The following is a 9,061-nucleotide window of genomic DNA, read 5'->3' as shown; positions in this document are numbered from 1 at the left end:
CACCCTGCGCACGCGGACCCGCGAGGCACCCGGCACCCGGTGACCACGGCGCCGTCACCCCGGTGCCCAATGCCCAATGCCCGGTGCCCGGTGACGGAGACGCCGGAGGCCGGCGCCTCGCGAGGAGTGCGCCGGCCTCGTCGGCACCGGGCGGATCAGACCGCCGGCGCGGGGTACGTCGGGTACTCGACGCCGGAGACGTGCTGGACGACCCGGATGACCTGGCAGGAGTAGCCGAACTCGTTGTCGTACCACAGGTAGAGGATCGCGTTGTCGCCCTCAACCTTGGTGGCGCCGGCGTCCACGATCGACGCGTGGCGCGAGCCGATGAAGTCGCTGGAGACCGCGTCGGGCGCACTGATGAAGTCGATCTGGCGGCGCAGCGGCGAGGTCAGCGACACGTCCCGCAGGTAGTCCAGGACCTCCTCACGGCTCGCCTCGCGGGCCAGCTGGAGGTTGAGGATCGCGATCGAGACGTCCGGCACAGGGACGCGGATCGAGCTGCCGGTGATACGGGCCTTGAGGTCCGGCAGCGCCTTGGCGACGGCCGAGGCGGCTCCGGTCTCGGTGATGACCATGTTGAGGGGCGCGGAGCGGCCCCGGCGCTCGGACTTGTGGTAGTTGTCCAGCAGGTTCTGGTCGTTGGTGAACGAGTGGACGGTCTCCACGTGGCCGCGCAGCACGCCGTACTCGTCGTCCATCGCCTTCAGCGGCGGCACGATGGCGTTGGTGGTGCACGAGGCGCAGGACAGGATCTGCTCGTCCGGCTTGATCGTGTCGTGGTTCACGCCGTGCACGATGTTCGGCACGTCGCCCTTGCCGGGGGCGGTCAGCACGACCTTGTCGATGCCCGGGCGCAGGTGCTGGGAGAGGCCCTCGCGGTCCCGCCACTTGCCGGTGTTGTCGATGAGGATCGCGTTCTTGATGCCGTACGCCGTGTAGTCGAGCTCGCTCGGGTCGTTGGCGTAGATGACCTTGATCTCGTTGCCGTTGGCGAGGATCGTGCTGTTCTCCTCGTCCACGGTGATGGTGCCCTGGAACTGGCCGTGGATGGAGTCGCGGCGCAGCAGCGAGGCGCGCTTGACGATGTCCTGGGCGCCGCCGCCGCGCACCACGATCGCGCGCAGCCGCAGGCCGTTGCCGGAGCCGGCCTTCTCGATCAGCAGGCGGGCGACCAGGCGGCCGATGCGGCCGAAGCCGTACAGCACGACGTCGCGGCCCTCGCGGCGCTCGATCTTGTTCGCGCCGGTGGCGCCGGCCACGGCCTCGGCGGTGAACTGCTCGATGCTCAGGCCGCGGTCGTCGCTCTTGTACGTCGCGGCGAGCATGCCGATGTCGATCTGGGACGGGCCGAGGTCGAGGGTGGTGAGCGCCTGCAGGAACGGCATCGTCTCGGTGACCGAGAGCTCCTCGCCGGCGATCTGACGGGCGAATCGGTGGGTCTTGAGGATGCTGACCACCGACTTGTTCACCAGGGAACGGCTGTGCAGCAGGACCGTCACGTCCCGCTCCCGGTGCAGCTTCCCGATGATCGGGATCATCGACTCCGCGATCTCCTCGCGGTGGTTCCAGGTGGTGAACGAGTCGTCGTTGACAGTCACGGGTCCAACTTTCGAGCTAGGTGGCGCTCATATGCTAACCGCACCGCTCGACGGGTCCGTCAGGTGGTCCCCTTCACCGCCCCAGGGCCGGGCTCACGGCCCCACCGGCCCGGCCCGCAGGGCCAGGACCGTGATGTCGTCGCTGTACCGGGCCGTGGGCCAGATCCGGCCGACGAGACCGTCGATCAGCCCCTCCAGATCCCGGTGGTCCGCGCCGGCCAGGTGCGCCACCAGGTCCGCCGTGACCTCGGAGGCGTCGGCGCCCGGGACCTCCACGAGACCGTCGGTGTACAGGGTGAGGACCGCGCCCGGCGGCAGCGGCAGCGACGTGGTCGGGTAGCGGGCGCGGGTGTCGATGCCGAGCAGCGGGCCGGGCTCCGCCTCGACGGTGCGGGCCCGCCCCGGCCCGGTGCGCAGCAGCGGGGCGACATGACCGGCGCTGGCCAGCGTGATCAGGTGCCGGTCCAGGTCGAGATGGACGTACAGGCAGGAGACGAGCAACTCGGAGTCCAGCTCCGTCAGCAGCCGGTTGGTGCAGGCCAGCACCTCGTCCGGGGACGCCCCGGAGGTCGCGTGCGCGTGGATGGCGGTGCGCACCTGCCCCATCAGGGCCGCGGCGGCCACACTGTGCCCCTCGACGTCGCCGATCACCGCGGCGGCCGTACGGGAGTCCAGCCGCAGCACGTCGTAGAAGTCGCCGCCGATCTCCACCCCGTGGCCGGCCGGCAGATAGCGGGCGGCCACCGCAAGACCGGGCAGCGTGGGCAGGGTGCGGGGCAGCAGGGCGCGCTGCAGCTCCTGCACCAGCTGCTGCTTGGCGTCGTACAGCCGCGCCCGGTCCAGGGCCTGCGCGATCAGGCCGGCCAGTGAGGTCAGCACGGCCCGCTCGTCGGCGGTGAAGGCGTGCGGCTCGTCGTAGGACAGGATGCAGCAGCCGACCGGCCGCCCGGTGACGATCAGCGGCAGGAAGGCCCAGGCCTGCTTCCCGCTGATCCGGGGCGCCCGGGGAAATCGGGCCGCCAGCTCGGCGGGGGAGGCGAAGAAGGCGGGGGCGCCGCTGGCGAGGACCTGCCCGGCGGGGGTCAGTTCCGTGCTGAGCGGCAGGGCGTCCAGGCGTTCGATGGCCTCCCGCGGGTAGCCGTGATGGCCGGTGATCTTCAGCCGGCCGGCGTCGGCGGCCGACAGCACCAGGCCCTGGGCGCCGAACGCGGGCAGGATCTGGCCGGCGACCAGGGCGACCAGGTCCTGCACGCCCACCGTCTCGCCGAGCGCGGCGGCCAGGTGCACCAGCTGGTACAGGCGGCCGGTGGGCGCGATACCGGGCCGGCGCGCGGGGGCCGCCGGCGCCCCGTCCGGCAGCGGTCCGCTCCTCGGGATGACGCGGACGCTGATGCCGCTGGCGTCCGGGTACAGCTCGAAGGCCAGCGCCTCACCGGGCGGGCGCACCGCGGTGAAGTACACCGGGGCGCGGCTGACGACGGCCGTGCGGTAGTGGTCCTCGTGGACGGGGTCGTCCAGCCAGGGCAGCGACTCCCACGGGCGGGTGCCCAGCAGCCGGTCGGCGCCGCGGCCGAGCAGCCGGGAGGCCGTACGGGAGATGAAGGTGATCCGGCCCTCCAGATCGAGGGACAGGGCTCCCCAGGGGAGCCGTTCCAGGTAGTCCGCCGCGGCCAGGCCGGTCTGCAGCGGGTGGTGGGCGGCGTCCACGGGGACGCTGCGCGGCCGCTCGGGCAGCGACGGCTCGGTGGGCGCGTCGTCGAGCAGCTGGGCGAGGCGGCGGGCGCCCGAGACGATCCGGGCGCGCTCGCGGGCGGTGCTGTGGCGGGGGTGGTCCGCGGGCCACATCAGCACGATGCCGCCCCAGCAGCGGTGCGCCCCGTACAGCGGGAGCGCGGCGAGCGCGAACGGGTAGGGCAGGACGGCCGCGGCGCGCGGGTAGTGGCGGACCATGTCGCCCTGGCTGCCGACCCACACCAGCCGGTTGTCGCGGATCGCGTCGGCGACCGGTACGGGGGCGGTCATCGGCAGCCGCTGCCAGGGCGTGGTGAACTCCTCCGGCAGACCGCACAGCGCCACCAGGCGCAGCATGGGTGTGCTGGTGCCGAGTGCCTCGCTCTGCGCCATCAGGTAGAGACCGCCGATGGCGGCGCCGGTGCGGCGGACGGTGTCGGCCAGGGCGGAGTCCAGCGCGTGGTCCAGGGTGCCGGGGGTGGTGCCGCTGCCTGGGCCCGCGGTCGTGCCGGTGTCCGCCGCGCCGGGCCCGGCACCTTCATCCGGGCCTGTGCCCGCACCCGCGCCCGTGCCCGCCGGGGGCCCGGCGGGCGTCGGAGTCCGCTCGTCGTGAGGCACGGAGCGCTTGCCGCCCATATCGGGACAGTACGCCGGATCCGGCCGCCGGGCCCAGCGCTCACCGGCCGCTCGGGCTCACATCGTCGCCTGCACGGCCTCCTGGAAGGTCTTCATGCAGGGGAAGCAGTGGCGGTCGGTCACCTCGCGGCTCGCGAGTTCCTCCTCACGTTTCGTCATTCCGCACAGCGTGGAGGTCTTGTCGGTCGTCAGGACGTGCCACACCGGTTCACCCCGGGTGTCTGCGCCGCACCACATCTCGTGCATCTCAGCTACCTCGGTTCGGAATGGGGAGGGACCCCTCCATCCGAGCACGGCACCGCGTGCCTGGCCCCTTCTCACGGCCAGTCGGGTGACATCACCGAGCGTCGCCGCAGGTCGGTGCGGCGCGCGGTCAAGGGTGCCGTCGCTACCCGCCCGGGCGCCGCTCGGCCGCCGTCGGCTGGGCCGGGACGGCGGTGCGGGCCGCCGTGCAGCGCGCCGGGGGCGCGTCGCGGGGCACGGGGCACCGCTGATGGGCCCGCAGGGCCAGGCTGACCAGCGTCATGAGCAGGTCGATGTCGGTGTCGACCTCCAGGCGCACCGTCACCCACTGCGCGCCCGGAACCAGCTGGACGGCGGTCGCGCTGCCGAGATCCTGTTCGAACCGCCGCACCGCCCAGGTGGTCAGATGCAGGTCGACATCCCGTTCGGTGTGGAAGTGGGCGATCTCGGCCCGGTCGCAGCGCAGCGCGCTGCCGGTGCCGCAACTGGGGGCGGCCTCGGTGAGATCCGCCCAGTTCGCCAGGCGGTCCATGGCTCGCAGGGCCAACGTCATGCGCTCATCATGGTGCGCTTACGGCCCGTCCACCAAGGTGTGAGCGAGACGTAACCGAACCGCAGCCTGCCACCGGTGCAACCGTATGCCGGGCAGGAATGTCCCCCTTAGTGTCAGTTCTGTCCCCTCACTCAGGAGAAACCGGGGGGCGTCATGCACCACCGTCCGCGCCGCACGGCCGCTGTCGCGGCTGCGCTTCTCACCCTGTCCGTGGCCGGTGCCACGGCTTCCGCCTCCGCCACCCCGCAGTCCGGGGCGGTGCCGAGGACCGCACTGGTCACCAACGCCCGCTGGGCCGGCCACTGCACCTACGACCGGCTCGTCATCGACGTCCGCGGCAAGCTGCCGCCGGTCACCGTGACACCGGTGAAGCAACTGCGCTACGACGCCTCGGGCAAGCGGGTCCCGCTCCCCGGGCACCACTTCCTGTCGATCAAGCTGTCACCCGCCGCCGCGCACGACATGGCCGGCCGGTCCGTCTACCGGGGGCCGCGTCTGGTCACCCTCCGTCTGCCCCAGCTCAAGGGCCTCGCCCTGACCGGCGACTTCGAAGGCGTGGTCTCCTTCGGTGCCGCCTTCCACAGCAGGCCGCACTACCGCACCTTCGCGCTCCACTCGCCGGAGCGCTTCGTCCTGGACGTCCGGCACGGCAACGTCTGCCGCTGACTCAGTCCTCCCGCCACTCCTCAAGCCTGCGCCGCGCGTGGGCCAGGAAGGCCTCCAACGCCACCTCGAAGGCGCGGTCGGCCCGGTTCGGGCCGGCCGCGTCCAGCGCCTCGGCCAGCCGTGGGGTGGCCGAGGCGTCGTCGATCTCCCACATGGCCTCGGGCGCGGTCAGGTCCAGCGCCGAACCGAGGACCGTGTTCTCCAGCGCGACGATCATCGTCATCACCTCGGACATCGGGAACCCGGTGTCGAGCAGCAGCGTGACGGCCTGCTCGTACTGCTCCAGCACCCGGGGCGCGCGCACCGGATTCGTCATCAGCAGCGGGATCGCCCTCGGGTGCGCCGCGAACGCGGCCCGGTAGGAGCGCGCCCAGGCCGCCAGCGCCGCGTCCCAGGGGCGGACGTCGAGGGCGGCCGTGTCGATGGCCCGTGACACCCGCTCGCGCAGCAGCTCCACGATGCCGTCGCGGCCGTCCACGTGGTGGTAGACGGAACCCGTCTGCACCCCGAGCCGCCGAGCGATCTGCGGGACGCTGAACTCGCCCTGCTCGTCCACCAGTTCCAGGGCCGTGGTGGTGATGCGCTCCCGGTCCAGCAGGGGTGTGCGCGGCCGTCCCATGTTCTGTCGTCCCCCTCGGGGTCTTCCCAGTCGTCCGAAGGGGAGGTTACATTGCGCAAACCGAAAGCCTTTCGGTTTACGGCGCCTGCAGACCCCGTATGTCCCTGCCCCGCCCCCTGCCCGCAGCTCAGAAGGGCTTCCGACGTGCCCGACAGCACTTGCGCACCCACCCCCGCCGCCGCCCTGAGAAGCGGCTCCCTCGGCACCGCCGACATCGCCTTCTTCGTCGTGTCCGCCGCGGCCCCGCTGACCGTCATGGCCGGCGTCGCCCCGCTGGCCATCCTGCTCGGCGGGATCGGTGCCCCGGTCGGCTATCTGCTCGCCGGCGTCACCCTCGCCGTCTTCGCGATCGGCTTCACCACCATGAGCCGCCATGTGCACGGCGGCGGCGCCTTCTACGCGTACATCACCCGCGGTCTCGGCCGCGGGGTCGGCGTCGGCGCCGCCCTGCTCGCCCTGGTCGGCTACAACGGCATGGAGATCGGCGTCTACGGGCTCCTCGGCACCGCCACCCGCGACACCGTGCAGGCGCTCTCCGGCGCGCATCTGCCCTGGCTGCCCGTCGCCCTCGCCGGTCTGCTGCTCATCGGCTACGGCGGGTTCCGCTCCATCGACTTCGGCGCCAAGGTCCTCGGCGTGCTGCTGGTCGCCGAGACCGGCATCCTCGTCCTGCTCGCCGGCGGAGTGCTGATCGAGGGCGGCGCACACGGCCTGTCCCTCGCATCCTTCACCCCCGGCAACGTGTTCGTGCCCGGCACGGCCGCCGTCCTGGCGTTCGCCTTCGCCGCGTTCACCGGCTTCGAGTCCACCGTCATCTACCGCCGTGAGGCCCGCGACCCCGACCGCACCGTGCCCCGCGCCACCTACATCGCCGTCGGCTTCCTCGGCCTGTTCTACGCCTTCGTCGTCTGGATCGCCGTCCAGGCCTTCGGCGACAGCCACGTGGTCGAGGCGGCCGGCCAGGACCCCGCCGGACTGTTCTTCTCCGCGATCACCACCTACGTCGGCGGCTGGGCGGCCGACCTGATGCACGTCCTGATCGTCACCAGCGTCCTGGCGTCCCTGCTCTCCTTCCACAACGCCATCAACCGCTACGGCCTCGCCCTCGCCGAGGAGGGCGTGCTGCCCAAGGCGCTCGCCCGCGTCCACTCCCGCCACGGCTCCCCGTACGTCGCCGGAATCGCCCAGACCGTCCTCGGCGCCGCCGTCGTGCTCGCCTTCGCCGCGGCCGGCGCCGACCCCTACAACCAGCTGCTGCTGTGGGTGAACACGCCCGGCATGCTCGGCCTGCTGGCCCTGCAGTTGCTGGCCGCGCTCGCCATCCCCTTCTACTTCCGGCGCGTCCGCCACACCGAGGGCGCCCTGCGCACCGTCGTCGCGCCCGTGGCCGCCGCGATCCTCCTGGCCACCGCCATCGCGCTGGTGATCACCCACCTCGACCTGTTCACCGGCGCCTCCGCGACCGTCAACACCGTCCTCGCCGCCGTCGTCCCGGCCGTGTTCGTCCTGGGGCTGCTCCTCGCGGGCTGGCTGCGCCGCCGCAAGCCCGAGGTGTACGCCGGGTTCGCCGCCGAACCCGCGAGCGACCCCGCCGCGCCCGTGGCCGAACCGGCCGCCGTCGCCGGCGAGTGACCTGTCGCCGACCCCGCCGAGCCGTAGGCGAACGAGGCCTTGTCCACCCGGCCGAGCCCCTGGGGGACGACCCCGCGACCATCCGCCGAGCCCCAGGGCGCATGACCCCCGTATCCACGCCGCCGAGCCCCAGGGCGCACGACCCCGTATCCACCCCGCAGAGCCGCAAGGAGCCCCATGCCCACCGCCGACCTCGTCCTGACCGGCGCCCACGTCCGCACCCTCGACCCGGACCGGCCCGGCGCCCGCGCGGTCGCCGTCCGCGACGGGCTGATCGCCGCCGTGGGCGACGAGGCCGACGTCCGCGACTGGTGCGGACCGGGCACCGAGGTGGTGGACCTGGCCGGGGCCACCCTGGTGCCGGGCCTGGTGGACGGCCACAGCCACCCGGTGTGGGGCCTGGAGATGACCGCCGGCACCGACCTGTCCTCCGTACGGGACCTGGACGCACTGCGCGCCGCGCTCGCCACCGCGCCCCGCACCGACGGCTGGGTCATCGGCTGGGGCCTGGACCACAACGTCTTCGGCGGCCGCCCCGTCGACCGCGCGCTCGTCGAGGACGTCCTGGACGGCGCCCCGGCCTTCCTGCGCCTGTACGACGGCCACTCCGCCCTGGTCACCGGCGCCGCGCTGAAGGCCGCCGGCATCACCGGCCCGCGCGCCTTCGCCCAGCGCTCGCACATCGCCACCGACGCCGACGGCCGGCTCACCGGGCACCTCGTCGAGCACGCCGCCATGGACCTCGTGCACGAGGTCGCGCCCCGGCTGCCGTACGCCGAACGACGCGCACGGCTGGTCGAGTTGCTCACCGCCATGGCCGCCACCGGGCTCACCGGCGCGCACGTCATGGACGGCGGCGACCCCGGCCTGATGGACGCCGTCGCCGAGGAGACCGTCCTGCCGGTGCGGCTGCGCTTCGCGCCCTGGTGCATGCCCGGCGCCGACCGGGCCGCGCTGGAGGAACTGGTGGACCTGCAGCGCCGCGGCGGACGGCATTGGCGGGTGGGGGGCGTGAAGTTCTTCATGGACGGCACCGTCGAGGGCGGCACCGCCTGGCTGGAGCACCCCGACTGCCACGGCCAGGGCACCGAGGCGTTCTGGCCCGACCCCGAGGCCTACAGCGACGCCGTGCGCTTCCTGCACGCGGCCGGCGTGCGCACCGCCACTCACGCCATCGGCGACGCGGCCGTACGGCACGTCCTGGACACCGTCGAGACACTGGGGGAGGGCGCCCGGTTCGCGCACCGGATCGAGCACATCGAGTCCGTGCCCGACGACACCCTCGCCCGCTTCACCGGTCTTGGCGTCATCGCCTCCATGCAGCCCCCGCACACCGCCTACACCCGCCCCGACCGCACCGACGAGTGGTCCACCCGGCTC

Annotated in this window: 7 protein-coding genes; 3 read left to right on the top strand and 4 right to left on the bottom strand. The window is 73.1% G+C overall.

What is annotated here, in order from left to right; genetic code table 11:
- Positions 1-155 precede the first annotated feature (155 nt).
- From C3489_RS37265 to C3489_RS37250, 3 genes are all read right to left on the bottom strand, one after another.
- Entirely contained in the window at positions 156-1,601 is a 1,446-nt protein-coding gene (locus C3489_RS37265; RefSeq protein WP_103786572.1) for a glyceraldehyde-3-phosphate dehydrogenase, read from the bottom strand.
- A gap of 93 nt (positions 1,602-1,694) precedes the next feature.
- On the bottom strand, positions 1,695-3,968 hold the full coding sequence (locus C3489_RS37260; RefSeq protein WP_258055123.1) for a SpoIIE family protein phosphatase: 2,274 nt from the start codon (positions 3,966-3,968) through the stop codon (positions 1,695-1,697).
- 388 nt (positions 3,969-4,356) lie between these two features.
- Positions 4,357-4,764: a luciferase family protein gene (locus tag C3489_RS37250; RefSeq protein ID WP_146075403.1), complete on the bottom strand. Its 408-nt coding sequence runs from the start codon at positions 4,762-4,764 to the stop codon at positions 4,357-4,359.
- A gap of 153 nt (positions 4,765-4,917) precedes the next feature.
- Between C3489_RS37250 and C3489_RS37245 the strand changes: the two genes are divergently transcribed.
- Complete coding sequence (locus C3489_RS37245; RefSeq protein ID WP_103786569.1) at positions 4,918-5,430, top strand: hypothetical protein; 513 nt, start codon at positions 4,918-4,920, stop codon at positions 5,428-5,430.
- A 1-nt stretch (position 5,431) separates the two neighbouring features.
- On the opposite strand, the gene C3489_RS37240 is transcribed toward C3489_RS37245, so the two are convergent.
- Positions 5,432-6,049, bottom strand: a complete 618-nt coding sequence (locus C3489_RS37240; protein WP_103786568.1) for a TetR/AcrR family transcriptional regulator — start codon at positions 6,047-6,049, stop codon at positions 5,432-5,434.
- A 144-nt stretch (positions 6,050-6,193) separates the two neighbouring features.
- On the opposite strand from C3489_RS37240, the gene C3489_RS37235 reads away from it, so the two are divergent.
- Positions 6,194-7,681 carry an APC family permease gene (locus tag C3489_RS37235; RefSeq protein WP_103786567.1) on the top strand — a complete coding sequence of 496 codons (1,488 nt, stop codon included), beginning with the start codon at positions 6,194-6,196 and terminating at the stop codon, positions 7,679-7,681.
- Between the two features lie 177 nt (positions 7,682-7,858).
- Positions 7,859-9,061, top strand: a 1,203-nt coding sequence (locus C3489_RS37230; RefSeq protein ID WP_103786566.1) for an amidohydrolase, incomplete at its 3' end; no start/stop codon positions are given.

Source organism: Streptomyces sp. Ru71 (assembly GCF_002920535.1).
In the GTDB taxonomy this organism is placed as follows: Bacteria; Actinomycetota; Actinomycetes; order Streptomycetales; family Streptomycetaceae; genus Streptomyces.
The sequence above is the reverse complement of the archived record's forward strand: the minus strand, read 5'-3'. Positions and strand labels throughout refer to the sequence as shown.